This window comes from Variovorax sp. HJSM1_2 (assembly GCF_049316285.1).
GTDB lineage: Bacteria > Pseudomonadota > Gammaproteobacteria > Burkholderiales > Burkholderiaceae_C > Rhodoferax_B.
In genome coordinates this window covers 77,779-103,739 of sequence record NZ_JBMOXA010000017.1, presented here as the reverse complement: position 1 = coordinate 103,739, position 25,961 = coordinate 77,779, and the positions used below count along the sequence as shown (strand labels likewise).

23 protein-coding genes and 1 pseudogene are annotated in these 25,961 nt (G+C 52.8%); 13 read left to right on the top strand and 11 right to left on the bottom strand.

Translation table 11 applies throughout. The features are described from left to right. Positions 1-423: pseudogene (locus ACFQ95_RS18060) on the top strand (altronate dehydratase); the annotation flags it as partial. A gap of 25 nt (positions 424-448) precedes the next feature. Continuing rightward, positions 449-1,510 carry a malate/lactate/ureidoglycolate dehydrogenase gene (locus ACFQ95_RS18055; RefSeq protein ID WP_422833173.1) on the top strand — a complete coding sequence of 354 codons (1,062 nt, stop codon included), beginning with the start codon at positions 449-451 and terminating at the stop codon, positions 1,508-1,510. Between the two features lie 66 nt (positions 1,511-1,576). Here ACFQ95_RS18055 and slmA read toward each other — a convergent pair whose 3' ends face one another. The 3 genes from slmA to ACFQ95_RS18040 form a co-directional block, all read right to left on the bottom strand. Further along, the gene (gene slmA / locus ACFQ95_RS18050) at positions 1,577-2,251 is read right to left on the bottom strand and encodes a nucleoid occlusion factor SlmA (protein WP_422833172.1); all 675 of its coding nucleotides are present in this window, start codon (positions 2,249-2,251) and stop codon (positions 1,577-1,579) included. Between the two features lie 36 nt (positions 2,252-2,287). Continuing rightward, positions 2,288-3,178, bottom strand: coding sequence for an acetylglutamate kinase (gene argB / locus ACFQ95_RS18045; protein WP_422833170.1), 891 nt, complete (start codon positions 3,176-3,178; stop codon positions 2,288-2,290). A gap of 96 nt (positions 3,179-3,274) precedes the next feature. Further along, complete coding sequence (locus ACFQ95_RS18040; protein ID WP_422833168.1) at positions 3,275-4,330, bottom strand: MraY family glycosyltransferase; 1,056 nt, start codon at positions 4,328-4,330, stop codon at positions 3,275-3,277. Between the two features lie 228 nt (positions 4,331-4,558). Here ACFQ95_RS18040 and ACFQ95_RS18035 point away from each other — a divergent pair, with 228 nt between their 5' ends. From ACFQ95_RS18035 to ACFQ95_RS17985, 11 genes are all read left to right on the top strand, one after another. Further along, the gene (locus ACFQ95_RS18035) at positions 4,559-5,308 is read left to right on the top strand and encodes a glycosyltransferase family 2 protein (RefSeq protein WP_422833166.1); all 750 of its coding nucleotides are present in this window, start codon (positions 4,559-4,561) and stop codon (positions 5,306-5,308) included. Between the two features lie 400 nt (positions 5,309-5,708). Continuing rightward, a complete protein-coding gene (locus tag ACFQ95_RS18030) occupies positions 5,709-6,626 on the top strand; it encodes a glycosyltransferase family 2 protein (protein WP_422833164.1) in 918 nt (305 codons plus the stop codon). A gap of 17 nt (positions 6,627-6,643) precedes the next feature. Continuing rightward, on the top strand, positions 6,644-7,033 hold the full coding sequence (locus tag ACFQ95_RS18025) for a GtrA family protein (RefSeq protein ID WP_422833162.1): 390 nt from the start codon (positions 6,644-6,646) through the stop codon (positions 7,031-7,033). Next, positions 7,014-8,672 (top strand): ArnT family glycosyltransferase, encoded by a 1,659-nt coding sequence (locus tag ACFQ95_RS18020; RefSeq protein ID WP_422833160.1) that lies wholly within the window; start codon positions 7,014-7,016, stop codon positions 8,670-8,672. The genes ACFQ95_RS18025 and ACFQ95_RS18020 overlap by 20 nt, the downstream gene beginning before the upstream one ends. A gap of 118 nt (positions 8,673-8,790) precedes the next feature. Further along, a complete protein-coding gene (locus ACFQ95_RS18015; RefSeq protein WP_422833158.1) occupies positions 8,791-9,789 on the top strand; it encodes an NAD-dependent 4,6-dehydratase LegB in 999 nt (332 codons plus the stop codon). A gap of 12 nt (positions 9,790-9,801) precedes the next feature. Beyond that, entirely contained in the window at positions 9,802-10,515 is a 714-nt protein-coding gene (locus tag ACFQ95_RS18010) for a sugar phosphate nucleotidyltransferase (RefSeq protein WP_422833157.1), read from the top strand. Then, a complete protein-coding gene (locus ACFQ95_RS18005; protein WP_422833155.1) occupies positions 10,512-11,381 on the top strand; it encodes an NAD-dependent epimerase/dehydratase family protein in 870 nt (289 codons plus the stop codon). Before ACFQ95_RS18010 ends, ACFQ95_RS18005 begins: the two co-directional genes overlap by 4 nt. After that, positions 11,378-12,322, top strand: coding sequence for a glycosyltransferase family 2 protein (locus ACFQ95_RS18000; protein WP_422833153.1), 945 nt, complete (start codon positions 11,378-11,380; stop codon positions 12,320-12,322). Before ACFQ95_RS18005 ends, ACFQ95_RS18000 begins: the two co-directional genes overlap by 4 nt. After that, the gene (locus ACFQ95_RS17995) at positions 12,315-12,992 is read left to right on the top strand and encodes a class I SAM-dependent methyltransferase (RefSeq protein WP_422833151.1); all 678 of its coding nucleotides are present in this window, start codon (positions 12,315-12,317) and stop codon (positions 12,990-12,992) included. The genes ACFQ95_RS18000 and ACFQ95_RS17995 overlap by 8 nt, the downstream gene beginning before the upstream one ends. Next, positions 12,989-13,384: a GtrA family protein gene (locus ACFQ95_RS17990; RefSeq protein ID WP_422833150.1), complete on the top strand. Its 396-nt coding sequence runs from the start codon at positions 12,989-12,991 to the stop codon at positions 13,382-13,384. Before ACFQ95_RS17995 ends, ACFQ95_RS17990 begins: the two co-directional genes overlap by 4 nt. Continuing rightward, positions 13,371-15,677 (top strand): YfhO family protein, encoded by a 2,307-nt coding sequence (locus ACFQ95_RS17985; protein WP_422833148.1) that lies wholly within the window; start codon positions 13,371-13,373, stop codon positions 15,675-15,677. The genes ACFQ95_RS17990 and ACFQ95_RS17985 overlap by 14 nt, the downstream gene beginning before the upstream one ends. A 532-nt stretch (positions 15,678-16,209) precedes the next feature. Here ACFQ95_RS17985 and ACFQ95_RS17980 read toward each other — a convergent pair. The 8 genes from ACFQ95_RS17980 to rfbB form a co-directional block, all read right to left on the bottom strand. Continuing rightward, positions 16,210-16,893 carry a methyltransferase domain-containing protein gene (locus tag ACFQ95_RS17980; RefSeq protein WP_422833146.1) on the bottom strand — a complete coding sequence of 228 codons (684 nt, stop codon included), beginning with the start codon at positions 16,891-16,893 and terminating at the stop codon, positions 16,210-16,212. Positions 16,894-17,131: 238 nt separating this feature from the next. Beyond that, positions 17,132-20,326, bottom strand: a complete 3,195-nt coding sequence (locus ACFQ95_RS17975) for a methyltransferase domain-containing protein (RefSeq protein WP_422833145.1) — start codon at positions 20,324-20,326, stop codon at positions 17,132-17,134. Beyond that, a complete protein-coding gene (locus ACFQ95_RS17970) occupies positions 20,319-21,662 on the bottom strand; it encodes an ABC transporter ATP-binding protein (protein ID WP_422833143.1) in 1,344 nt (447 codons plus the stop codon). Before ACFQ95_RS17970 ends, ACFQ95_RS17975 begins: the two co-directional genes overlap by 8 nt. Then, positions 21,652-22,551: an ABC transporter permease gene (locus ACFQ95_RS17965; protein ID WP_422833141.1), complete on the bottom strand. Its 900-nt coding sequence runs from the start codon at positions 22,549-22,551 to the stop codon at positions 21,652-21,654. Before ACFQ95_RS17965 ends, ACFQ95_RS17970 begins: the two co-directional genes overlap by 11 nt. Beyond that, entirely contained in the window at positions 22,467-23,015 is a 549-nt protein-coding gene (gene rfbC / locus ACFQ95_RS17960) for a dTDP-4-dehydrorhamnose 3,5-epimerase (protein WP_422833140.1), read from the bottom strand. Before rfbC ends, ACFQ95_RS17965 begins: the two co-directional genes overlap by 85 nt. After that, on the bottom strand, positions 23,012-23,899 hold the full coding sequence (rfbA, locus tag ACFQ95_RS17955) for a glucose-1-phosphate thymidylyltransferase RfbA (protein ID WP_422833138.1): 888 nt from the start codon (positions 23,897-23,899) through the stop codon (positions 23,012-23,014). The genes rfbC and rfbA overlap by 4 nt, the downstream gene beginning before the upstream one ends. Then, positions 23,896-24,798: a dTDP-4-dehydrorhamnose reductase gene (gene rfbD / locus ACFQ95_RS17950; protein ID WP_422833183.1), complete on the bottom strand. Its 903-nt coding sequence runs from the start codon at positions 24,796-24,798 to the stop codon at positions 23,896-23,898. Before rfbD ends, rfbA begins: the two co-directional genes overlap by 4 nt. Beyond that, entirely contained in the window at positions 24,795-25,862 is a 1,068-nt protein-coding gene (gene rfbB / locus ACFQ95_RS17945) for a dTDP-glucose 4,6-dehydratase (protein WP_422833137.1), read from the bottom strand. The genes rfbD and rfbB overlap by 4 nt, the downstream gene beginning before the upstream one ends. Positions 25,863-25,961: the final 99 nt, after the last annotated feature.

Sequence of the window (25,961 nt, the reverse complement as noted above, 5' to 3'; positions counted from 1 at the left end):
CTAGGCGCCGTGGCCAAGGGCGGCACCTGCAACCTCGAAGGTGTGTACGAATATGCCGAGCCGGTGACGGCGCACGGCTTCGTCTTCATGGACACCCCTGGCTACGACCCCGTGAGCGCAACCGGCCAGGTGGCCGGCGGCGCCAACGTGATCTGCTTCACCACCGGCCGCGGCTCGGCCTACGGCTGCGCGCCCTCGCCTTCACTCAAGCTGGCCACCAACTCCGCGCTATGGCAACGGCAGGAAGAGGACATGGACATCAACTGCGGCGAGATCATCGACGGCGGCAGCGATATCCAGGCCATGGGCCAACGCATTTTTGAGCTGGTGCTGGCCACGGCATCGGGCGAGAAAAGCAAGAGCGAAAAACACGGCTATGGACAAAACGAATTCGTTCCATGGCAAATCGGTGCAGTGATGTAAATAACAAACTCTCTTCCATATTCACATGTCAAAAACACTTCTCGCCCCCGCGCTGCAGGCGCAAGTCGCAGCCGTTTTGGTCGCCGCTGGTAGCAGCCCGGCCGAGGCTGAAAAAGTCGCCGGCAATCTGGTCTTGGCCAACCTGAGCGGGCATGATTCACACGGCGTGGGCATGCTGCCGCGTTATGTGGATGCTGTGCTCGAAGGTGGACTGAGCCCCAACACAGGTGTGAAAATCAACCTCGACATCGGCAGCATGCTGGCCCTGGACGGCCAGCGCGGCTACGGGCAAGTGGTGGGTGAACAGGCCATGGAACTGGGCATGGCGCGCGCCAAGCAACACGGCAGCTGCATCATGACGCTGGGCAACGCGCACCATCTGGGGCGCATAGGCCACTTCGCAGAAATGGCCGTGGCGCAAGGCTTGGTGTCCATGCACTTCGTCAATGTGTTGTCGCGCCCCGTCGTCGCACCGTGGGGTGGGGCCGATGGCCGCTTTGGCACCAACCCCTGCTGCATCGGTGTACCGCTGCTGGGACAAGAACCGTTTGTGCTCGACTTCGCCACCAGCCGCTTCGCACAGGGCAAGATGCGCGTGGCTTACAACAAGGGCCAACAAGCCGAACCCGGCTCGCTGATAGACGAACACGGCAATCCGACCACCGACCCTGGCGTGGTGGTGGTGCCGCAAAGCAATGGCTTGTTTGGCGCGCTGATGACGTTCGGCGAGCACAAGGGTTACGGCATGGCCGTGGCGTGTGAGTTGTTGGGCGGCGCGTTAACGGGCGGCGGCACCTGGCACCGCCCCACCACCACGGCACGCTCGGTCTACAACGGCATGCTCACCGTGTTGATCGATCCCGCCAAGCTGGGCACACAAGAAACCTTCACCGAAGAGGCGCGTGCATTTGTTGAATCACTGCGCCAAGGCCCCGCAGCGCCCGGCGTGGACCACGTGCAGATCGCCGGCGAACCCGAACGCGCCATGCGTGTGGCGCGCGCCAAGGAAGGCATCACCGTGGACAGCCAAACCTGGGAAGAAATCCGTGCTGCGGGCCAGAAGGTCGGCTTGAGCGTGCCCGCTTAGGCTTGAATGAAAAATGCCGCTGGCGCTTTCTGTGTCAGCGGCATCAGCTATCAAAAACGAAGCAATTTAAAGCAAAATCGCCAAACTGAGCTCCAATTGCTCGGTAGGCAGGCGCTTGAAGCCCGAACGCGTGAAGCGCTGCAGGCGCCCCAGCACAAAGGCCACCAACACCGAGGCCTGCACCTGGGCATCAACCGTGGGGGTTTGCGAGGCAGACGCGGCATGCGCGTCACGCAGGCACTGGCGCAAGCTGGCTTCGACCTTGTCGAAAAACAGGTTCATACGCTGCGTCAGACGTTCGTTCTCCAGCACCAGCGCGTCGCCCACCATCACACGTGTCATGCCGGGGTTCTTCTCGGCAAACTGCAGCACGATGGTGACCATGCGTGCAGCCTGGCGCAGACCAGCGTCGAGCACAGGAGGCTCGGCAACATTCGCCGCATCGGCCTTGGCCATGATCTGGTTCAACAGCGAAAACACCGATGATTCAATGAACTCGATCAGCCCCTCGAACATCTGCGCCTTGCTGGCGAAGTGACGGTAGAGCGCGGCTTCACTCACCTCCAATCTAGCGGCCAGAGCCGCCGTGGTCACACGGTCGGTGCCGGGCTGCTCCAGCATGGCCGCCAGCGCCTGCAAGATCTGCACACGGCGCTCGCCTGCGCGGGGGCGCTTGCGCGCCAGGGCCGCTGGCGCGCCTTCTTCGGTGGAGGGAAACTCTTCGGCAGTGGACTCAGGCATGGACACGCTGGAGGTACAAGGGAAAAGCCCCGCCCCTCAATGCGAGCGGATCATGGTGCCAAAAGCCTGATCGCTCAGAATCTCCAGCAACATGGCATGGGGCACACGGCCGTCAACGATGTGCACGGCGTTGACGCCGCTCTTGGCCGCGTCGATGGCACCAGCCAGCTTGGGCAACATGCCGCCCGAGATGGTGCCGTCGGCGACCAAATCGTCGATCTCACGCGAAGTCAGTTCGGTCAGCAGTTCGCCCCCCTTGTTGAGCACACCAGGAATATTGGTCAACATCATCAGCTTCTCGGCCTGCAGCACAGAGGCCAGCTTGCTGGCCACCACGTCGGCGTTGATGTTGTAGCTTTCGTTGTTCTCGCCGAAGCCAATGGGGCTGATGACAGGAATAAAAGCGTCGTCCTGCAGCGCCTTGACCACGCTGGGGTCGATGGAGACGATATCGCCCACCTGGCCCACGTCGTGTTCCTTGGTGGGGTCGGTGTTGTCGAGCATCTTGAGCTTTTGCGCACGGATCAGACCGCCGTCGCGCCCGGTCAGCCCCACGGCCTTGCCGCCGGCCTGGTTGATCAGGCCCACGATGTCTTGCTGCACCTCGCCGGCCAACACCCACTCGACCACTTCCATGGTCTCGGCGTCGGTCACACGCATGCCTTGCACAAACTCGCCCTTCTTGCCGAGGCGCTTGAGCGCGGTCTCGATTTGCGGGCCGCCGCCGTGCACCACCACAGGGTTCATACCCACCAGCTTGAGCAGCACCACATCTTCAGCAAAGTCAGCCTGCAACTCGGGGTCGGTCATGGCATTGCCACCGTACTTGATGACGATGGTTTTGCCGTGAAACTTGCGGATGTAAGGCAGCGCCTGGGCCAGGATCTCAGCCTTGTCCCGGGGGGCAATCAACGTGGTGTCGGTCATGTCAATTCCGTGTGATCAGTCAAATCGAAGCGATATTCCCATTTTGCCTTAGCAGCGCGGCAAATCCGTGAAGCCAGGCGCCGCAAGCTCAAGACATCACTTGCGCAACCAGCGCGGCACCTTGAAACGGATGATCATCAGGTAGGCCGAAACATAGGTGATGACAAACAGCACGCAAAACACCATCAGGACGATGGTGTTGCTCCAGAACAGTACGGCCGGCACCACCGTCAACCCGGTAAACGCCCACAGATAGGGCGAAGTGCGGTTGTTGCGCATCAGCATGCGACGCGATTCGTCGTCATGAAACACGCCGTGCACGATGCGCCGGTAAATGAGTTGGTGGAAGTGCAGCGCATCCGCCACGCTGGGCGACACACCGCGAGCCAGCTTACGGTAGATGGAGAAAAAGGTTTCCCACACCGGGTAAATCAAAAGCAGCATGGGGAACCACGGAGATACCAGCGAATGACGCTGCACCAGCAGGATACTGCAGACTGCAATGGTCACACCCCAAACGTAGGCACCTCCGTCGCCGGCAAAAATCATCCCACGGGGGTAGTTCCAGAAAAGGAAGCCGGCCGTGGCCCCCACCATGCAGATCAAGATACCCGCCAGTTGCCGGTCACCCACCTGCAGCGCCACATACACCAACGCTAGTGCCACGATCATGGCCACCGTACCCGATAGACCGTTATAGCCATCGATGATGTTGAACGCATGGGGCAACCCCATCACAGCGACGATGGCCAGCACCAGCCCCAACCACGGAAGCGCCTGCAACACACCATCCAACACCGGAACGCCAAGACGCGAAAGGCTCGCACCCAGCAACCAGGTTGCCAACGCTGCCGACAAGCCCGTAAGCAGCAAACGATAACGAACGGAAAGACGCTGTGTCAGATCCTCAGCCGCACCACCGATGAAGGCTGGCGCAACCGCACAAGTAAAGGCCACGGCCAGCTTGGCATCGATCCCGAGATTGCCAACATTGCCCGCCCAGAAAGCCACGGCCGCAAAAAGCCAGGAAGCGGCCATACCCAAAAAGATGCCCACACCGCCAAGACGAGGGATATCGCCCATGTGAAACCGTTGCGGCATGGCTTCGCCATAGCGCCGAGCATGCCCTCTGGCGCGGCTCACAAGAATCATCCCGGTGGATAAGGACAGCCAAAAGCTGAGGCAAAAAAAGAAAAACATGCAGTCTTCCGCGGCGGGAAAGGTTTAGAGAACCAACAGGTCGCAGCGAACACGCCCCAATTGCAGTGATGCACATTGTGCCTGAGCGATAGCCCATGATTGGATCAAACTAGGCGCAGTTCATGGCGAGACTGTCGCCAACATAAAATCGGATCAAGCACATTTACTCTCCGTCTTCCCTTGCACAAGCCTATTACGGTCTCCATTGTTAGCCACGGGCACCTGGAACTGATTCGCCCGTTACTGAGCCAACTCAACACCTATTGCCACCAGGTCATAGAAAAGGTTGTTTTAACCATTAATAAACCCGAGCCTGATGCGTTGGCGGGGGAGCAATGGCGCTTTCCGGTCGAGCGAATTGAAAATACCTCTCAAAAAGGCTTTGGCGCCAACCAAAACCAGGCATTTCAGCGCTGTTCAACACCTTGGTTTTTGGCTTTGAACCCAGACATTCGCTTGGATCAGGATGTGCTGACGCCCCTGATCGCTCAAGCCGGGTCTCGAACGGGACTGCTGACACCATTGATCTTTGAGCCTGGGAAAACAGAGCCAGAACAACAACGCGGCCTGCTCACACCGTTAGAAATTCTGACCCGTCGACGCCCGCAATATGTTCGCCCCAAACACCCCGCGTGGATCCCGGGTTTGTTTATGCTGTTTCGCTACGAGGCTTTTGCAAAGATTCGCGGATTTGACGAGCGCTTCTTTATGTATGGCGAGGATTTCGACATCTGCGCCCGCACCCAACTCGCGGGCTGGCAGATTCAAGTCGCCAATGAATTGAGCGTTGTGCACGAAGCGCAACGGGCCAGCCACAGAGATTACCGTCATATGTGGTGGCACGTGCAGAGTTTGGGGAAGGTATGGAGCTCGTCTTCTTTTTGGCGACTGCGGCGGCAGTTGAGAAGTCACCCCTCCTCCGACGCTTAACTCAAGACTCGTGGCTCATCCCTATTTCGGGCCGGATGGCCATCCTTCCGGCGTTTTCACTCTATTGCTCTGAGCGTTTTAAACATTCTTTCGGGATTTCGACAGGCAATTGCCCGCCTCCATCGCCTGTGCCGCACTCTTTCGCCGCCCAGGCATCCACTGACGGATGCGCTAACATATGTAAGGAAATTTGAAGTTTCTGTGCTCGGGCTGTTGTGGCGCTTTGTCGTCAAAGCTTGAGCCTGAATCCACATGCATGGCGCAAAACGGCCGAATAGCGGCGCGGCTTTGCGAGTGCGCGACCCTCACCGCTCGCCGTGTGAGATAAGCCGAGCTGGATTTGAGTCTGATAGCGGTCGGACTCCTTCAGACAATACATAAAACTTAGGGAGGCGCTCCAATGCGCATTGCGGTACTTGTGCCTTGTTACAACGAGGCTGTCGCCATCACCAAGGTGGTTGAAGACTTTCGCGCGGCGTTACCGGATGCGGATATCTGGGTATTTGACAACAACTCGAATGACGGTACGGCAGAAGTCGCAGCCAAAAGTGGAGCGCACGTGCGCCATGTGACGCTGCAGGGCAAGGGGCACGTGGTACGCCGCCAGTTTGCGGATGTGGATGCCGATGTCTATGTCATGGTGGACGGTGACGATACCTATCATGCAGCGAGTGGGCCGGAGCTCGTGCGCTGCCTGGTCGACGGTAGTCACGACATGGTGGTTGGCGTGCGCAAAGCCCAAGAAGAAGACGCGGCCTATCGTGCTGGCCATGTATGGGGCAACCGTATGCTGACCGGCTTTCTCAGCTGGCTGTTCGGGCGCAACTGCCGTGACATCCTGACCGGCTACCGTGCCTTCTCGCGTCGCTTTGTCAAATCTTTCCCGGTGCTCAGCAGCGGCTTTGATATCGAAACCGAACTGACCGTGCATGCGCTCGAGATGAAGATGTCTGTCGGCGAAGTTGAGACGCCGTACAAGGAACGCCCGGAAGGGTCCTTCAGCAAACTCAGCACCTACAAGGATGGATTCCGCATCCTGCGCACCATGTTGCGACTGTTCAGCGCTGAACGTCCGCTGGTTTTTTTCGGCGGCATTGGCATCGCACTGGCATTGTTGTCGCTAGGGTTGGCGGCGCCAGTGCTGCTCGAATTTCTTAAGACTGGATTGGTACCACGGCTGCCGACCGCGTTGTTCGCTACCGGTGTCATGCTGACCGGCATGCTCAGTGGCACTGTTGGCCTGATCTTGGATACGGTGACCAGAGGTCGCCACGAAGCCAAGATGCTCGCCTACTTGAACCACTCCAACCGGCGCTAATAGCGCTGAGCTGGCAAATGCGGCGTTTCGGCCTGTTTTGCATCGCTGGTGGGCTCGCATTTCTGGTGGATGCGGGGGTTCTGTACGCGTTGATCACATGGATGGGTACTGGGCCTTACGTTGCACGACTGGTGTCATTCCTGTGTGCGGTCTCGACCACTTGGGTGTTCAACCGTGCCATCACATTTGCCGACACGCGAGGCTCCTCGTCGCTTTGGCAAGAGTGGGTGCGTTACATCATTTCTCAGCTGGGTGGGCTTTCAGTTAACTACCTCGTCTATGCCGCGCTGGTATGGCGCGTGGAAATGGTGCGGTCCTATCCAGTCATTGGTGTGGCAGCGGGCTCCATAGCCGGCCTGACTCTGAACTACACACTGGCGCAATGGTATGTCTTCAAGCGAAAGTAAGGTTGGAATGATGACTTCGGTGAAAAGCTGGGTATTGGACGCTTGCGCAGCAGTGCTGAAGCTTCTTCGTGGCCCGACCGGATGGGCTGTGGTGCTTGCCGTGTACGGTGCGTGTGCGCTGCGCAATCTGGAGCTGCCCGGGCTCTATATGGACGCAATCAACCCGGACTATTTAGTCGCACGTTGGCTACATCCGGCGCTAGACAATCCTGTTTGGGTGCTACCCGGGCCGAAGTTACCAATACTGGGGAATCTCTATCACGGAACAGAAACCCTCTGGCTTGGGCTGTTGACCTACAGCGTGCTTGGAACCACAGTGGCCTCCGCCCGCATTACGCATGCATTGTTTGGCGCCATCATCGTCCTATTCGTTTGGTTGATCCTGCGCAAGATCACTCGCCACCCTCTCTTGGCACTCGCCGTGTCAGTAGGACTGGCGACCGACATGGCTTTTCTCGGGTCTTTCCGCACACAGGCCTACATCATCCTTGCCGGGCAGATGTGGATGATGGGCGCCATTTACCTCGGAATACGCTCCACCCAGAATCAAGACAACGTCCTGCGCTCGGTGCTGCTATGCGGCATCTCGATGGGACTCGCTGTCTATGGTTACTTTGTCTTCCTGTTTTTCCTCCCCCCGGTGGCAGCCTTGGCCATTTGCGGCGCCGGGCGCGGGGGTGTCGTATCGCGGGCAAAGGCATGGGTACTGGGCTTCACCATAGGCATGCTGCCCTACATCGTTGGCTACCTGGGCCTGGTATATGCGGCACGTGGATTTGGGCCATTCATTGGGTGGCTGCAAACTGCGTTGACGGGCTTAAAACCAACCGGTGCCAGTCCAAGTTACCTTGCGGGACTGTCCAGCGTGCTTGCCAATACGCAACTTGGCTTGTCCGGCATAGGCAACGAAATGATGATGACCGACAAGGCCATATCCATCAACGAGGCCGTCATCAAGCCAATCATGCTAGCCGGATCGATCGCCGTATGCCTCACGGGCGTTTGGTGCGAATGGCGAAGAAACCCCTCGCTGGCACGCGTATTACTGGCGATCGCATTACTTCCCGTTTCCTATGTCTTGTTGGCGGCAGGCTTCGGGGCGAGATTGTGGGCCCATCATTTCACAACGCTGGTATCAGTGAGTTATTTGCTGCTCGGCGTCGCCCTCTATTGGCTGTCGACGCAGCTGGGCAACGGAAAGTGGATAAGGCTGTGCTGTACAGCACTGGTCGCGCTACTAGTCGCCACCAACATCATCCAGCAAAATCGCGTCCATATGGAGCTGGTGCGCACGGGAGGGGCAGGAATGAGCAGCGATGCACTGACCGTGATGTCCCGCTCGGCTCTTGAAGAAAAAGACACAGCCGTCTGGTACTTCCCTGAATGGGGGTTCTATATGCCTTTTGCCTTCCTCACCGGAAATCAAGTCGCTTATGAAACAGATCTGACCACTAAATCGTTGCGCAAACATCGCGGCCAGAAGAATGGCGTTCATGTGGCTTTCTGGAAAGACAGTGACCGCGCGCAATATATAAAGGTACTGCAGGAGAACGGGGTAACCGATATTCGCAGCGACACACTAAACAGACGTGATGGCCAACCTGCGCTTTATGTCCTGACGGGTCACCAGAGCCAATAAAAAAATCCCCAAAATAAAATGGCAGAAACATTATCCAAGCGCCAGCATCTCACAAAAATAAATTAATCATACGCCAATTTAAAACAGGCCCAACACCATTTAAAGACTGAAGACTCTCATGAATTTACTCGGAAAAAAAATACTTGTTACAGGCGCCGATGGATTCATCGGCAGTCATTTGGTTGAAGCTCTACTTGATAAAGGCTGCGACGTACGCGCCTTCGTTTATTACAACTCATTTAACAGCTGGGGTTGGTTAGACACACTACCGCCAGAAAAACTAAAAAATCTAGACGTTTTTAGCGGGGATATTCGAGATCCGAATGGTGTTTCGACGGCCATGAAAGGCTGCGATATTGTGTTCCATCTGGCAGCACTGATCGCAATTCCTTTCTCGTACCACTCGCCAGACTCTTATGTTGATACCAACATCAAGGGCACGCTGAATGTTTTGCAGGCAGCCCGCCAGCACAACACTGAGCGAGTTTTGATCACCTCCACGTCCGAGGTATATGGTACTGCTCAATATGCCCCGATTGACGAGAAACACCCCTTCCAAGGCCAGTCCCCATACAGCGCCACCAAAATTGGCGCCGATCGACTCGCGGAATCGTTCTTTCGCTCCTTCGAAACCCCTGTAGTCATTGTTCGCCCATTCAACACATATGGCCCTCGCCAGTCAGCCCGTGCAGTGATTCCAACGGTTATCACCCAATTGCTCAGTGGCGCCGAAACCATCAAGCTTGGCAGCCTGTCACCGACCCGTGATTTCAACTACGTCAAAGATACAGCACAAGGCTTCATTGAATTGGCCGAAGCAGATGCTGCCGTGGGACAAGAAGTCAACATCGCGATGGGTGAAGAGCACTCCATCAAAGATATCGCCGATATTTTGATTTCAACGATTAACCCAAACGCTCAAATCATTTCGACGGAAGACCGCATGCGCCCCGAAGCGTCTGAAGTCTTCAGACTAATTGGCGACAATCAGAAAATAAAGAGCCTCACCAACTGGAAACCAAAATTCAATATGGAATCAGGTTTACATGACACTGTTGATTGGTTCCGAGTTCCAGAGAATCTCGCACGCTACAAAGCTTGGTTGTATAACGTTTAATTAAGGAATAACATGAGAGCCATCATCATGGCGGGCGGCAAAGGCACCCGACTAAAACCGTATACAACACTGATCCCCAAGCCGTTGGTTCCATTGGGTGGAAAATATTCAATCCTTGAAATCATCATCATGCAACTGGCTCAAAATGGCTTTTCGCATGTGACTCTTGCGGTGAATCATCTTTCGCATCTGATCATGTCGTATTTTGGTGATGGGTCTCGTCTTGGCGTCAAGATTGATTATTCGCTGGAAGAAGGTGAGCTCAGCACCATCGGACCACTTACACTCATCGACGATCTTCCAGAGAATTTCTTGGTAATGAACGGCGACATTTTGTGCGATTTGAATTACAAGAATTTTTTCGAGACCCATGTAGCCAAAAAGAGTCTGGTTTCTGTTTCTGCCTATAAACGCGAAGCCAAAATTGACTTTGGGGTTCTCAAATACGATTCCAACGGCCATTTGACCGCTTTTGAAGAAAAACCGTCCTACAATTTTGATGTCAGCATGGGCGTTTACTGCATTAATCGTTCGGTCATCGAAGGGCTCCCCCGTGGCGCAAAATACGGGTTTGATAATCTGATGCTGGATGGCCTTGCTCAAAAGAAAAAAATCAGCATTGAGCCTTTTTCCGGATACTGGCTCGACATCGGTAGGCCCGACGACTACCAATATGCCGACGATCACTACGAAGAATTATCTCAAAAGCTTGGGATCCCTCAGTGAGCGAAATTTTAATTACCGGCGGCAATGGGGCGCTCGGCCAAGCCATTATTTCGCAACTCATCAAAACAAATAATTTTCGAGTTTACACCGCGGGCCGTACGGTAGTTGAAGGAGTTCACGCTCATTTTCCCATCGACATTTGCGATTCAACGCAAATGTCTACCGCTTTCAACAAAATCAAGCCACGCTATGTTTTGCATCTAGCAGCCAACTTTACCGGTTCGCTAGAGGAAATGTATTCCGTCAACGTGGTTGCAGCGCGGCAAATACTTGATTTGGCAAAATCTGCGAATTTTAAAACTAGAATTCTTCTAACAGGCTCTGCCGCCGAATACGGTGCTGTAAAAGAAACTGAAAACCCAATTCGCGAAGACAGAATCCTAAAGCCTGTTTCGGCATACGGGGTCACCAAAGCTTGGCAAACTCAATTAATTGGCTTTTATATCGCCTTAGGCGTTGATGTACTTGAAGCCCGCATCTTCAATCTCGCAGGTGCCAAGATATCAAAAAATCTATTTTTCGGCAGAATTACACATCAAATAGAGGAAATTCTTGCAGGAAAGAAAGACACGCTTGAGATTGGACCACTTTCCGCTGTACGTGACTACATATCTATTGCTGAGGCGGCCGAACAGATTTTGGCCATCATGACAAATGGCGTATCAGGTGAAATCTATCACGTAGCAAGTGGCGCCCCTTTAAGAATGAGAGATTTACTCGCTCAAGAGTTAAGCGCATCCAACCTGGATTTCTCCATTGTTCGAGAAGCAGAAAATAACTCCAATAGGTCTGGCTATGATGTACCCGCAATATATGCGGACGTATCTAAAACTCAAAGATTATTGAACCAAAATACGACTGCATGAAAACCAAATTAACCGTCGTTGCCCCGGTATTCAATGAAGAAAGTGTTATCGCTCATTTTTACGAGCGCACACGAAGCGTGCTGAACAGCATAGAAAATACCGAATCTCAAATCATATTTGTTGTAGACAGATCTACCGACAAAACAGTTCAAATTCTGCGCGACATCGCAGCACGTGACTCTTCTGTCATCGTTATCACGCTTTCGTCTCGTTTTGGACACCAGATGTCGTTGCTGGCTGGCATTGACTACGCCAAAGACGCTGATTGCATTGTCATGATGGATAGCGACCTGCAACATCCACCGGAACTGATTCCAGCGATGCTCGAAAAGTTCACGGCCGGATCGGATGTAGTTTTCACAATTCGAGAAAGCACTGAGGGCGGCAGTTTTATACGCCGAGCAGCGGGCAATCTGTTTTATAAAATGCTTGGTGCGATTTCAAAAGTTCCAATCAATGCCAATGCAGCTGATTTTAGGCTCATTAGTCGCCGTGTCGCCAAAACTCTTTCTGCCGACTTTGAAGAGCGCAACATGTTTTTACGCGGACTGTTCTCTTGGATTGGTTTCAATCAGGACTGCATAGAGTATCAGGCAGAACGTCGTTTCGCTGGCCATTCAAAATACTCGTTCTCTCGAACATTAAAACTGGCTGCAGCTGGAATACTATCATTTAGCACAAGGCCTCTGCACGTTGGCATTTTTGTCGGCGTTGGCTTTGCGCTACTTGCCTTCCTCTATGCGCTGTTCTCTGTTGTCTTTTTCTTTATCGACAGATCTATCCCGAGCGGCTGGACAACCTTGATCGCAGCACTTCTTTTATTCAGCGGAATACAACTAATTATTCTCGGAATAATGGGCGCATATATCGGAGGCATTTACGAGGAAGTAAAAAAGAGGCCTCATTACATTATTGATGAAGTGATAAAAAATCATGACTAATCGTGTTGACTTCGACCAATACACTGCAGACTACAACAAGCTACTGCAAGAGAGGACCGACTTTTTTACAAAAGATGACGGGTATTTTGCACGCTACAAGGTTGATCTCGTCAAATCCAAACTTAAGACCCCGCCTCGGCGTATTTTGGAATATGGTTGTGGAATTGGCAGAAACATTTCATTTCTTCAGAAGTGCTTCCCAGAAGCCGCCATCGTTGGCACCGATATTTCAGCTGCAAGTTTAGACATTGCACGCGAAGATTACCCTGGCGTACAGTTCATTCTTGAAGATGAAAGTCTATCGAACCACGATACCTTCGACTTAATCTTCATTGCCGGCGTTTTTCATCATATTCCCGTCATTGAACGAGATAAGGTCGCCCAAAAGCTGCGTCAACGCCTTTCAAGTGACGGGGACATATTCATATTTGAGCACAACCCATATAACCCTATCACCCAACGCATCGTCTCAACATGCCCTTATGACGACGATGCTGTTTTGTTGCGCCCAAAAGAACTAAGACAACGGTTATCTGGTGCTGGCTTTCAGGTCAAAGAAACAGATTATTGTCTCTTCGTCCCACCAAGCTTACCGAAACTTATCTGGCTTGAACGTTACCTCGCCCGGGTGCCTTTAGGAGGGCAATACGTCCTCCATGCAAAAAAATGACGGGAGAGCTCTTCAGATATCTTTTGGTTGGGGTATTCAATACATTTTTTGGATATGCACTGATCTTTGGAGCCCAATTTTTATTAAATTGGCCTCCTATGGTCAGTAATTTCGCGGGCTACTCAGTTGCCCTTATGGTGTCATTCGCACTCAATAGAAATCTAACCTTCAGATCAACCGGCAAAAAATCTAAGGAACTACCTCGATTTTTGCTTGTGTTTGCATTGGCATATCTAGCCAACTTTATCGTTCTATATGTTTTATTGCGCTACACCAAAACTCCATCAGGTGCATGCCAGATCATTGCAGGCGTGATTTACATATTCATCTCTTACACACTAAACAAATTACTCGTCTTTACATCTTCGGTAGAAAAGAATGGAAAAAAATAAATTCAACTGGCAGACTCGAATTGCAGAAATTGCCGCCATCTTTGCCGTATGGCTTCTTTTCTTGTACAAAATAGCTGGTGAGAAATATTCTTTCGCCACCCATTTGGACAACGAATTTTTTCTCGCCCCAATACTTTCACATATTTCAGAAGTACTTCGGCACGGCGAATGGCCACTCTGGATAAATACCATTCTCGGTGGCATTCCACTATTCAATTTTGCTCAACTGTCGCCTTTTTATCCTTTTTATTTTTCGTTTTTGCCTATTTTCGAGACCCCATTGGAAGCAATGCGGTCCATGCATCTCATCACATTGATGCATATTTTTATATTTCTCGCAAACTCCTATATTCTTCTTAGAGTACTGCAGGTTTCAAGAATTGCAGCTATTGTCGGGGCAGTACTAATAGCCTTCAGTTCGAATTCGCAAAATTACGCGGTTTGGATAAATATCACGGCACCATATGCTTGGCTTCCTTTGTATTTAGCCGGATTAATTAAAGTCCTAGAGCAGCCAAAATCTCTACCCGCGTGTATGACTATGCTCTTTGCAATCGTCATGCTTACATTGGCTTCTCCCGCACAGCCTTTGATTCATGCCGTCGTCATTAGCGTTCTTTTATTTCTCTCTTACACATTATTTTTGTACAAAAAGAATAATTTTAAAAATTTCTTTCCCGCCTTGGGGACAGTATCCTTAATTGCTTTAATCGCAATTTTACTTACAGCCCCAGTACTGATTCCCGTTGTATCAGACTTCAAGGATATGATTCGATGGGTTGGCGGATTTCCGCCGGTCATCGGAAATGACCTGATTCCATTCGAAGCCTTTCTTACCGATCAAGTTCGAATCGCCGACATACCAGCCATTTTTTTTAAAATGGCCAATACCCAAGCAGTTGGCGGCCTCTTCATCGGTTTGATTCCAATTTTCTTGGCAATTAAATCAGGCTCTGCGAGAAAAATAAATTGGGCCGTATGGCCAATCATTTTTCTGGCAATCTATTCGCTACTCTCATCATTTGGCAGTAATTTTGGACTCGCCTACGTAAACTACGAAATTCCTTTAATCAATAAAATCCGAGAACCCAGCCGGTTTTTATTTCTTTTTCAATTTTCTGTTGGATTGCTCGCAGCTTTTGGCATTGACCAGATTATTCGTGAGTTTTCAAAAATCAGCCAAAATCCATCTTCATACTGGAAGAAATTTTTTGCTGGTTTTGTCGTTTTAAGCATTGCCTTCAGCTTGGTTATTGCGTTCAAAATTCAAGACCGAGGCCATGAGGTCGCATTAAGAACACTTATTCCATTGGGATTATTGATTTTCGGCACCATTTTTCTCGCACGACTTCGCCCCAATTTCAACAAGAATGTCATTCTTTCATTTTGGGCTGCGCTGACCATCGGCGCGCAATGGATTCAAGTCCCATGGATTGCGCCAAAGATTTCTGACAGCCAGTTTTTAGCGACGGGAGGCGTTGGCTTGATGTCAGCGCTGGAGAGGATCGCCGAGAAGGATCCGAATCGGCAATATCGAGTTGTTTTTGAAGGTTCCATCCAAAAACAGCACGGAGCCATGTTGGCGTCTTATCTAGGGCTGAGAACATTTAATGCTTATGTTAACCCAGCCCCCTACCAGCAATTCAAAGAAATCTACTACCACGTTCCTCGAAAAGACAATTACGTTCGTGCGCTTGGCGGAAAATTTCTAGTTTGCCAAGACTGTACTAAAGAGTCGACTAACGGTTATGAATTTTCAGAAAACATTTCCGGATTTTCGATATACGAAGCACCTGCCGCGCTGCCATACACCTACATAGCTCAATCCATCAATGGGTTGTTTGGGAGTTCAGATGACTTCGCAGACAAAACTATCAACCTTGACTTGAAAAAGCCAGTTCTTTTTATTGAACCTGGCACGCTAACTCTTGAATCGGCGAAAAGCACTGTGGCAACTTCACTTTGCTTCAATCAAGCACAAAGCCCGGTCAAATTCAACAAGAGAATTTATTCAATCCAGTGCGACACGGATGGCGTCTTCGTTTTGAATGAGTTTTCCAGTTCATCTTGGGAGGTTCTCGTTGATGGTGAACTAAAAATGCCGCTCAAGGTCAACGGCAATCAAATAGGTGTTCCGTTTAAATCAGGAGCCCATTTCATCGAGTTTCGCTACTCGCCGCCCATCTTTAAGATTAGTCTTTGGTTTTTATTTTCTGGTCTGCTTTTACTCGGCATATACATTATTGCATTACGTCGTATGAACGAAAAAAGTAGCGCCTCAGCACCAGCGTAAGTTCTACGCCTCCTCCTCCTGGAGACTTCACTGCCTGAATTGCAGCCCAGGGAGCGGGGGATATACCCTTCGGGTAAACGTCACGAATAGACGTATTCAGTTCGCCATGTCTGGAGAGAGAATGGTGCGTGCGAGTGGTTATGGGGAATAGAAGACCGCCTCGGTCATAGCAGTCTCTCCAGCAGCAGCCGATTGCCACTGGGCGCTCTCATGCAAATAATCTGACCAACTGGCTGTCGGGTCACGGCGAGCAAGGTCGTCGCAAGCCAACTTTGGGTGACATGCGTGAACTAAGGCCGAGGTTTCGGGCATCCTCAGGACGCAAAGCGATGATCAATTCCTAGAAGTGATTTCTTGCGATGGTTTGCCCACAGCGACGTCCGGATTTATACGCCCAGAGCAGTCCGTGCCCGAGCAATCCAACCGATCGAACGCGATAAATGGCGACTGCATCGACGAAAGTCTGCTAGAGCACCTGGCGTTCTTTTTAAGACGCCCACGTTAAAGGGGCGTTCTCAGAGCAACCGCGATTTCATCCATTTCTAGCGACATAGGCAATTGCCGATGGATAGGCAACTGCATGAAGTGCAACATCAGTAAAACCGGCTTCCATTGCGTAGGTCCATCCATCCGCTCCAAACTCTGTCCGAACAATGAAATCATCCGTTGCGGTTGCGGGATTGCCATGAAAGCTCTTTGGCAAACCATCTCTTTTACGAGTCATTCGTCCAACGATGGTTGGAATTGTGAAGCACAAGGCACCACCCGGCTTCAAGATTCGGCGACATTCAGACAAGGCGTGAACTGGGTTATCCACATGCTCCAACGTATCAGAATGAATGACGAGATCAAATGATGCGTCTGCGAAAGGCATCGCATGCATGTCCACCTCTGGATATGCCCCAAATTTGTAATTTGAAAACTTTTGGAGAGACGGCGTTAAATTCCCGGCTTCATTAATTTCAAAAATAGATAATTTTTGAAACTCTGCCTTTTGGGCCGCTTCATTTAATGTGCACTTCACTCCCAGGTAGGAGCGAATTCCATTTGCCAACGCAATGGACCTCAAATTCGAACCACAGTCATTGCAAGACTCTCCTTGCTGCCTGTTGACATAGGCCGTCTCGCTCTCTGAAAGCTGCCATTCATTAATGAGGCCATCCCACAGGATAGCTCTACCGGCAAAAGAACTGCCGCCACAAACACCACATTTCATCACACATTCTCACTAGAAGCTATTGCTTGACATTTTTTGATGATGGAATACATATCACCATGTCGCCAAAATGAAAGCAAAAAAACATCAAAAAAAGAAGAATCATCTACTCATCATTAAGAGTGAACGATGCCCCTTTCTAGTTTTCACGCTGTTCACTATGAACCCCAGTCCCCGCAAATGATTCTCCATCTCTAGAGCACTGCCGTCGGATCGACCTGATCCGTTGCAATTCAGGTCAACTTTGAATATCCATGTCAAATACGCGCCTGACCTCGACTTGCGAGAAATGCGTATGTACATAGTTCAAGCCATCCGTCGCGGCTTGATTCCATTTTTCCGGGTCCAAAATCAACCCCACGATGGCTTCCGCGATGGCTCCAGGTTCATCAAAAACAGATGCAACCTCGTTTAGGCCTTGAAGTCCTTGCACGCCAACAGATGTTGTGACCAATGGAACCGCATGGTGTAGAGCCTCTAAAACTTTTCCCTTAACCCCGGCACCGAAACGAAGTGGAACCACGGCCAGACCACAGGTCCGGTAATAAGCGTCAAGAGCATCATCGCTTACGTAGCCTGTCACCTTAATGTGTCCATTGGCCAAGGCCTTGACCTCGTCCGTAGGATTTGATCCAGCCAAGATCAGCTGCGCATTGGGAATCTTCGCTTTCACGCGCGGTAGTATTTCTGTCACCAACCACTTTGCAGCATCTACGTTAGGCGGATGCCCGAAACCAGCGACAAAAAGGAGAGTCTCTTTGTTGCGCCCCGTTTGGCATACTTCAAATTCTTTTTTATCAAAGAAATAAAGTGGAACGGTTCTAGCCGTTGCAGTGGGCAAAGACTTCAGTACAGCCTCTGTTTCGCTTGCAGATGGGTAATACACCACGTCCATCTGGCGCCATAGCGACTCTTCTAGTGCCTGGCTTTCTTTGGCATGCTTTAAAACTCGGGCATCCTGCGTCTTCTCGTACTCACCCATCAATCTGGCGTAATGCAAGTCATGCCCATAGAAAAGAACTTTTGCCTGGGTGAAATTTTTAACGGCATCAAGGTGCTCAGCAGCAATTTGAGGCCGGCTCAGGAAGACGTAATCCAGATTATTGGCATGCTCCTGAATCCATTCGACAAACCGACCCGCGTATTCGCCGCCAAAATAAACCTCGATACCTTCTTGCTGTAGAAGTTTCGTGTATTCCGGGTCGTGCCACAAATTTGCCGGCCAGAACTTGACGTTCAGGCCCATAGCTTTGAATTCGCGCAGAAAACACCACATGCTCCGCGAGCCGGCGTCTCTATCGGGCTGTGGTACGTAGTGATCAATCACCAGAATCGTTTTTTTCTGAACCGATTTATCACGGGCCAAAAATGGGTTAACTGCATTCGGCAGATGCTGTGCGTCAAGCACCGGCGCCCAGCGTGCATAAAACTTCTTTTGGTTTTCGATTTGGTGCGCCTTGACGCCACTGCCGGTATCGGTCCCGTGCGAGATGCCCTCGTAATGAATCACAACCGAAGCGGGCTGGTACATCACCTTTCTGCTTGCGGCTCTGACACGAAACGCCAAATCGGTATCTTCGTAATAAGCTGGCAAATAATGCTCGTCAAAGCCCTCCAACTGATCCCATAGCGCACGAGAGATCAGCAAAGAGGCACCGGAGCAATAGTCGGCTTCTTTGACGTAGTTATAGATACTGCGTGAAGGATCGTCCAGGCGACCATAATTCCACGCGGAGCCATCGCGCCACAAAATGCCGCCTGCCTCTTGCAACCGGCCATCTGGGTATACGAGTTTCGACCCCACCATTCCGCATTCAGGCGACTGTGCAAACAGCGCCAGCATGCTGTCGAGCCAGCCAGGGGTGACTTCGGTGTCGTTATTCAGCAAATAGACATAACGCCCCTTGGCGTGCCCCACCGCTGCGTTGCACGAACGCAGAAAGCCGAGGTTCTTTGGATGCTCAACATAGCGCAACCCTGGAATCTCGCGCAGTCGGCGAATGTGTTTGTCGCCCGACGCATCCTCTGCAACAAGAACTTCAACCGAGGCCTTGGGCAGATGTTCTGCGATGGAGCGAACACACGCCAGCGTATGCTGCAAATTGCCATACGTCGGGATGATGATAGAGACCTCGGGGTCTTCGACTACATCGAAGCGCAACTCAGCCAACACTTCGGAGAATTTCTCTTCCGATACGGGCCCCTTGCCGATGGGGGCGAGGGGCTGGTTGTCTCTTTGCCGGCGCCAAGTCTCGTAATGCACAACCCCATTGAACAATGGGCCAGCCACGCGATAGGCAACCGAGGCCAGCTTGTCTTTCATGGAGCGTGACAACGGCAGTCTCAGATACACCGCACGGCTTCGGCGGACGATGCCTGGCGCCACCATCGTTTTGATCGTGGACCATTCGCCCCGCAACACGCGGCCTGCCATGCGCACCGGCATCGTCATGCGCCATGAAATCGACCTTTTGATCCCGGCATTCAACTCTTCTAGTTCTGCGATGCGCTGCGCCGACCAATCTCGAGTCGCAATTGCCTCGGCATATTGCGCACGCGATTCTGTCAGCTCCGTGTTCATCGACTGAGCCCATGCAGAGCGATCGTCAAACTCAACCTGTAGCCGCCCGTGCTTGGCATCGAGTTCGGCGAACTCGCGGTCCAGCTTGGATGCCCAGCGCAACGTGGCTTGGGAATGGTCGTAGAGGTCGATGCCCTGTTCGACGTAGACAGACGGATTGGTCGACGGCAGCAATGCCGCATCAGCCGCACACACGGCCACAAAGTACATGATGCCGGTGGCTTCTACCGTCTGCTCATGGGCAACATCGTCTCTGAGTGTGATCGCTTGATACTGCTCGCTCACACCCTCCATGGGAACCAGCGTGGAGCTGGTCAACAGGCGTTGGCCCAAGTATTTGATGGCGCTGAACTGCTCGCGCAGCAGCGCGTCGAACTCGTCAAAATAGAGTTCTTTGACGTGGTATTCGTTGACGTAGTTTCTGTCGTCTGAATAGACCTTCTTATTGGGAGAAGAAATCAGCAACAGGCCCGAGGGCTTCAGCACTCGCCGTAGTTCGGCTAGCATTTCACTTTGCTGGGTCAAATGCTCTACCGTTTCAAATGAAACAGCCACATCAAAACTGGCATCAGGCATTGGAATGGCGGCCGCACTTCCTGCCTTGAAGCTCAGATTGGTTTGCGCTCCATACGCTTGCTGAGCATGTGCGACTGCCTCTTCTGAAATGTCGACACCGACAACCGAGAGAGCGCTCTGCGCCAATAGAGCAGAGCCATACCCTTCTCCGCAGGCGATATCAAGAACCTTCTTTCCTTGAACGAACGAAGACACCCATGCATAACGATGCATGTGCTCGTACCGAATTTCACCGCTCTCGGTAGGAACAAATCTTTCACCGGTGAATTCAATCATCGGTACCCTTTCTGACGCTAATGCTTTGCATCGGTAAGCCAATCAAACCGTGCGTGATGGTTGTATCTGCCGCGCGCACTTCAAGCGCGTCGTGCATCCAATGCTGTTGTGTATGGCTATCTTGAGTTCCGGAGGCGATGGCCAAGTCCAGAGAATAGGTTCCGCCTGGCAATATCGGCATCCGAAACTTGAAAATAGCACTCAGCCTCTCGCCCGGTAAAACAGCGATCGATGATGCGTCTTTCACCGCGAGAGTATTTTCACCAAACAGGCGTTGACCGAGCCGATCTTTTAAATAGAAACCGAAGATTAGGTTGTCTAGCGGCTGGTAAACCTCGGCGGTAACCTCAAGGCGCACCAGATCCTCGCCATATGTCATCACAATCGGTACGCCCGCTTCGTTGACAAGTCGAGCCGAAACGATGCCTGCACCACCCGCACCAAATTCAGAGCGTGCGGATTTGAAATGTGCAGCGGCCGCCGTTTCCACGGCAAGCGTTGCCTCTTCGGAAAGGGGCTCTGTTGAATGCTGGGGCGTGACCTTGAGCTCAACACCATGACCAAGCACCTCGCGGTCTTGAGCGTGCTGAGCCGCCAAATAAGTCTCTACCGTTTCCTTCGCAGGGCCATCCATGCGCAGAACGCCACGATCAAGCCAAACCGCCCGCGAACACAGACCAATGACTGCACTCGTGTCGTGGCTCACAAACAGCAGCGTTCCGGTTTTCTGGAACTCGCGCAAGAACCGCATGCACTTTTGGGTAAATCGAACATCGCCAACAGACAAGGCCTCGTCCACCACCAAAACATCGGCATTCACGTGTGCAGCGATCGCGAACGCCAAGCGCACATACATGCCGCTGGAGTATGTCTTGACAGGTTGGTCGATGAAATCGCCAATCTCAGCAAACGCAACGATGGCGTCATAACGACTCTCCAGTTCTTTCTGGGAAATGCCGTACAACAGACCACTGAGAAAAACGTTCTCGCGCCCAGTGAATTCGGGGTTAAAACCAGCCCCCAATTCCAGCAGCGCCGCAATGCGGCCATGGATTTTGGCCTCGCCCGATGTAGGGGACAACGTGCCACAAATAAGCTGCAGCAACGTCGACTTACCCGAACCGTTTTGGCCAATGATGGCCACGGTCTCGCCACGCGCAACACTGAAGTTCACATTCTTCAGTGCCCAGAATTCTTTAAAGTATTCACGCGACTCAAAGCCCGCCAATTGGCGCAGTTTGGGCAGAAACATCTGCCGCAAACGATCACGAGGCTGGGCATACACCTCATACCGCTTGCTCAAACCGTGGATATCAATCACAGCATCAGAGGACATCAGCAAAGCCCCCGCGCATGCGTTGAAACCACGCAAAGCCAGCCCACGCAATCACGTAGGCGATCACACAGTAAATACCCCAAACAGCCCAATCCACAGGCTGCCCCCAAACCGACGCATTCCGCACCTGCTCCACCACAAAGGTGATGGGATTTAAATAAAGGTATTTGCGAAACGAAGCCGGCACAGATTCGAGTGGGTAGAACACCGGCGCCAAGAACATCAACAACGAAGTCACGATGCCCATGAGTTGGCCGATATCGCGTAGGTACACCCCCAACGACGCCACAAACCAGACAAAGCCGACCGTCATCAACGCAAAGGGTGCAATCAGCACCGGGACCAACAACACCGTGAGCGGAACCGCGCCTTGCCAAACCACGATGGCGGCCACAAAAATCAGCAGCGCGATCATGAGGTGGAAGAGCGCAGTGCCCACAGCAACCCAAGCCAGTGCGTCCAGCGGGAAAATAACCTTCTTCACGAAGTTCACGTTGCTAACAATCAAACTCGGCGCCCTATTGATGCACTCGGCAATCAAGGCATGCAGCATCACGCCGGCAAACATCACCACGGCAAACTCAATGGGATCTGCCGACTCTGAGCGCCAACGGGACTTGAACACCACACCAAACACAAAGGTATAAATGCTCAGCATCAACAAGGGGTTGATGAATGACCAGACCACGCCCAAGAATGAGCCTCGGTATCTGCCGGCAATCTCGCGCTTGATTAACTGCACTATCAACTGCCGATGCATCCAAAATGACTGCACCACCGACAGCGGATTCTTATTGGAACCGTTCAAGCAAAAACCTCCGCTGCATTCAGGCTCAAACCCGCCTGATCTTTCGCCGACAGGATGGGCGTCAAGCCTTGAATAGGCCACTCAATACCCAACGTCGGATCGTCCCAGGCGATTGAGCGCTCGTGCGCTGGGGCATAGTAATCCGTGGTCTTATACAGAAAGTCGGCAAGCTCACTCAACACCAGAAACCCATGCGCCGTGCCTGCAGGCATCCAGAGCTGCTTTTGGTTTTCTTCGGTCAATTCAACACCTACCCATTGGCCAAAGGTGGCCGAAGATTTGCGGATATCGACTACCACGTCAAACACCGCACCGCGGGCGACTCTGACCAACTTGCCCTGCGCCTGCTGCAACTGGTAGTGCAGTCCGCGCAAGACACCCCTGCTCGAGCGAGAATGGTTGTCCTGCACGAACTCAACATGGCGCCCAACAGCCTCGTCAAAGACCCGGCTATTGAAGCTCTCCATAAAGAAGCCACGGCTATCGCCAAAGACCTTGGGCTCCAGAATCAACACATCTGGAATGCGTGTTTGCGTGACCTTCATGCGTGACGCCCTTCAGCCAGCAAACGCTTCAGGTACTTACCATAAGCATTCTTCTGAAGAGGCTCGGCCAGACGGCCTAGTTGCTCATCGTCAATAAAGCCATTGCGCCACACGATCTCTTCAGGGCAGGCGATTTTCAGACCTTGTCGATTCTCTAAGGTCGCAATGAACTGCCCTGCGTCCAACAGACTTTCATGCGTGCCTGTATCCAGCCAGGCATAGCCGCGCTTCATGATCTGCACGTTCAACTGGCCTCGATCCAAGTACGCTTGATTGACCGCCGTGATTTCCAATTCACCACGAGCGCTGGGTTTCACAGCCTTGGCGATATCGACCACTTGGTTGTCGTAGAAATACAGCCCGGTCACGGCATAGTTGCTCTTAGGCTTCAGCGGCTTTTCTTCTATGCTGACGGCCTTGCCTAACCCATCAAAAGCCACCACGCCATATCGCTCGGGATCTTGGACGTGATAGGCAAATACGGTCGCGCCAGCCGTTTTGGTATCCGCCTCGGCCAACAAAACAGCCAAGTCGTGGCCGTAAAAAATGTTGTCGCCCAACACCAAGGCGCTAGACGCGCCCGCCAGAAACTTTTCGCCAATCAGAAAAGCCTGCGCCAAACCATCGGGGCTTGGTTGCACTGCATATTGCAGTTGAATACCCCATTGGCTGCCGTCGCCCAGCAGTTGCTGAAAACGTGGCGTGTCTTGCGGCGTGCTGATGATCAGGATTTCACGGATACCAGCGAGCAGCAACGTGCTCAGCGGGTAATAAATCATCGGCTTGTCATACACCGGCAGCAGTTGCTTGCTGATGGCCAACGTAGCAGGATGGAGCCGGGTCCCGGAGCCCCCAGCGAGGATGATGCCTTTGCGTGCGGTCACGAGGGTTCTCCCAAAATTTCGTCAAGCATGCGCGCAACGCCTTGCTGCCATTGGGGCAGGTTCAGGCCAAACGTAGTGCGCAGCTTTGTGGTGTCCAAGCGCGAATTGAAGGGACGCGGCGCAGGCAAGGGGAATGCACTGGAGGGTATGGCAGCCACTTCCTTCACCGCGAAATCGAGCGCATTTCTTGCAGATTTGGCGTAGTCGATGACGTACTTGGCATAGGCATGCCAGTTGGTTTCACCAGATGCTGCGAGGTGAAAAACTCCATTGATCTCTGCGCGCTTCAAAGCCTGCGAAATCGCTTGTGCCGTGACATCAGCCAACAGATCAGCACCAGTAGGGGCGCCGAATTGGTCGTCAATCACCGTCAGACGCTCACGCTCGCGTGCAAGACGCAACATCGTCTTGGCAAAGTTGCCGCCGCGTGCTGCGTAAACCCAACTGGTTCGGAAGATCAGATGCCGACCACCGGCTTGCTGAATGCGTTGCTCACCCTCAAGCTTTGTGCGACCGTAAACACTCAGAGGCCCGGTTTCATCGGTCTCCCGCCAAGGCGTCGCCCCACTGCCATTGAAAACGTAGTCGGTGCTGTAGTGGACCAGCGGCGCCCCGAGGCGCGCCGCCTCTTCAGCCAAAACACCAGGGGCGTCCGCGTTGATAAGCTGAGCCTGCTGCACATCGCTCTCGGCTTTGTCCACCGCGGTATAGGCCGCCGCATTCACAATCAAGTCAGGCCGCAGTGCACGCACAGTTGCGACCAGTCCTGAAAGATTGCTCAGATCCCCACAGTACTCCGTACTGGCGCGGCTCAGCGCCGTGACGTCGCCCAACACAGCCAAGCTACGCTGCAGCTCCCAGCCCACCTGGCCGCTCTTGCCCAGCAGAAGAATTCTCATTTGGCTGCGTCTACATACTGGGTCTGCACCCAATCGCGGTAAGCCCCGGTCTGCACGTGCGCCACCCATTCGGCGTGATCCAGGTACCACTGCACCGTTTTACGAATGCCGGTTTCGAAGGTTTCCGCAGGCTTCCAACCCAACTCGCGCTCAATTTTGCGGGCGTCAATGGCGTAACGACGATCGTGGCCGGGGCGGTCTTTCACATAGGTGATTTGGGTGCTGTAGCTCTGCCCATCGGCACGTGGGCGCAACTCGTCGAGCAAACCACAAACGGTGTGCACGATGTCGAGGTTGGGCTTTTCGTTCCAACCGCCAACGTTATAGGTCTCACCTACTTCGCCCGCGGCCAGCACGCGGCGAATGGCACTGCAGTGGTCTTTCACGTAGAGCCAATCACGCACTTGCATGCCGTCGCCATAAATCGGCAATGGCTTACCCGCGAGCGCGTTGACGATCATCAGCGGGATCAGCTTTTCGGGAAAATGGTGTGGGCCATAGTTGTTGCTGCAGTTGGTGGTCAACACCGGCAAACCATAGGTGTGGTGCCAGGCACGCACCAAATGGTCGCTCGCGGCCTTGCTGGCCGAATAGGGGCTGTTGGGCTCGTAGACGTGTTCTTCGGTAAACGCCGGCGCGTCTGGGGCCAGCGAGCCGTACACCTCATCGGTAGACACATGCAAAAAGCGAAAAGCTTCGCGTTCCAAGTCATCTAGTGTCAGCCAATGGTGGCGCACCGCTTCGAGCAGGCGCAGCGTGCCAACCACATTGGTCTGGATGAAGTCCTCCGGACCATGGATGGAACGGTCCACATGCGATTCTGCTGCAAAGTTGACCACCGCACGCGGCTGGTGTTCGGCCAGCAACCTGGCCACCAGTGAGGCATCGCCGATGTCACCATGCACAAAAATGTGGCGCGCGTCGCCCGCGAGGGACGACAGATTCTCCGCATTGCCAGCGTAAGTCAACTTATCAAGGTTGATCACTGGCTCTTGCGAACCAGCCAACCAATCCAAAACAAAATTGGCGCCGATGAAACCGGCGCCTCCGGTCACAAGAATCATGGGGGGACTTTGGAAGATGGAACAGCGAGGAGCGCACTATTATGTCATTGCGTGTCCTAGTACCTCGCGCCAAGAGTCAGAACCGATTAGGCCCAGGCC

Excerpts from the sequence above, each read along its gene's own strand:
- ACFQ95_RS18055 (WP_422833173.1), top strand. The coding sequence starts at position 449 with ATGTCAAAAACACTTCTCGCCCCCGCGCTGCAGGCGCAAGTCGCAGCC.
- slmA (WP_422833172.1), bottom strand. The coding sequence starts at position 2,251 with ATGCCTGAGTCCACTGCCGAAGAGTTTCCCTCCACCGAAGAAGGCGCG.
- argB (WP_422833170.1), bottom strand. The coding sequence starts at position 3,178 with ATGACCGACACCACGTTGATTGCCCCCCGGGACAAGGCTGAGATCCTG.
- ACFQ95_RS18040 (WP_422833168.1), bottom strand. The coding sequence starts at position 4,330 with ATGATTCTTGTGAGCCGCGCCAGAGGGCATGCTCGGCGCTATGGCGAA.
- ACFQ95_RS18030 (WP_422833164.1), top strand. The coding sequence starts at position 5,709 with ATGCGCATTGCGGTACTTGTGCCTTGTTACAACGAGGCTGTCGCCATC.
- ACFQ95_RS18025 (WP_422833162.1), top strand. The coding sequence starts at position 6,644 with ATGCGGCGTTTCGGCCTGTTTTGCATCGCTGGTGGGCTCGCATTTCTG.
- ACFQ95_RS18020 (WP_422833160.1), top strand. The coding sequence starts at position 7,014 with ATGTCTTCAAGCGAAAGTAAGGTTGGAATGATGACTTCGGTGAAAAGC.
- ACFQ95_RS18015 (WP_422833158.1), top strand. The coding sequence starts at position 8,791 with ATGAATTTACTCGGAAAAAAAATACTTGTTACAGGCGCCGATGGATTC.
- ACFQ95_RS18010 (WP_422833157.1), top strand. The coding sequence starts at position 9,802 with ATGAGAGCCATCATCATGGCGGGCGGCAAAGGCACCCGACTAAAACCG.
- ACFQ95_RS18000 (WP_422833153.1), top strand. The coding sequence starts at position 11,378 with ATGAAAACCAAATTAACCGTCGTTGCCCCGGTATTCAATGAAGAAAGT.
- ACFQ95_RS17995 (WP_422833151.1), top strand. The coding sequence starts at position 12,315 with ATGACTAATCGTGTTGACTTCGACCAATACACTGCAGACTACAACAAG.
- ACFQ95_RS17990 (WP_422833150.1), top strand. The coding sequence starts at position 12,989 with ATGACGGGAGAGCTCTTCAGATATCTTTTGGTTGGGGTATTCAATACA.
- ACFQ95_RS17985 (WP_422833148.1), top strand. The coding sequence starts at position 13,371 with ATGGAAAAAAATAAATTCAACTGGCAGACTCGAATTGCAGAAATTGCC.
- ACFQ95_RS17980 (WP_422833146.1), bottom strand. The coding sequence starts at position 16,893 with ATGAAATGTGGTGTTTGTGGCGGCAGTTCTTTTGCCGGTAGAGCTATC.
- ACFQ95_RS17975 (WP_422833145.1), bottom strand. The coding sequence starts at position 20,326 with ATGATTGAATTCACCGGTGAAAGATTTGTTCCTACCGAGAGCGGTGAA.
- ACFQ95_RS17970 (WP_422833143.1), bottom strand. The coding sequence starts at position 21,662 with ATGTCCTCTGATGCTGTGATTGATATCCACGGTTTGAGCAAGCGGTAT.
- rfbC (WP_422833140.1), bottom strand. The coding sequence starts at position 23,015 with ATGAAGGTCACGCAAACACGCATTCCAGATGTGTTGATTCTGGAGCCC.
- rfbD (WP_422833183.1), bottom strand. The coding sequence starts at position 24,798 with ATGAGAATTCTTCTGCTGGGCAAGAGCGGCCAGGTGGGCTGGGAGCTG.
- rfbB (WP_422833137.1), bottom strand. The coding sequence starts at position 25,862 with ATGATTCTTGTGACCGGAGGCGCCGGTTTCATCGGCGCCAATTTTGTT.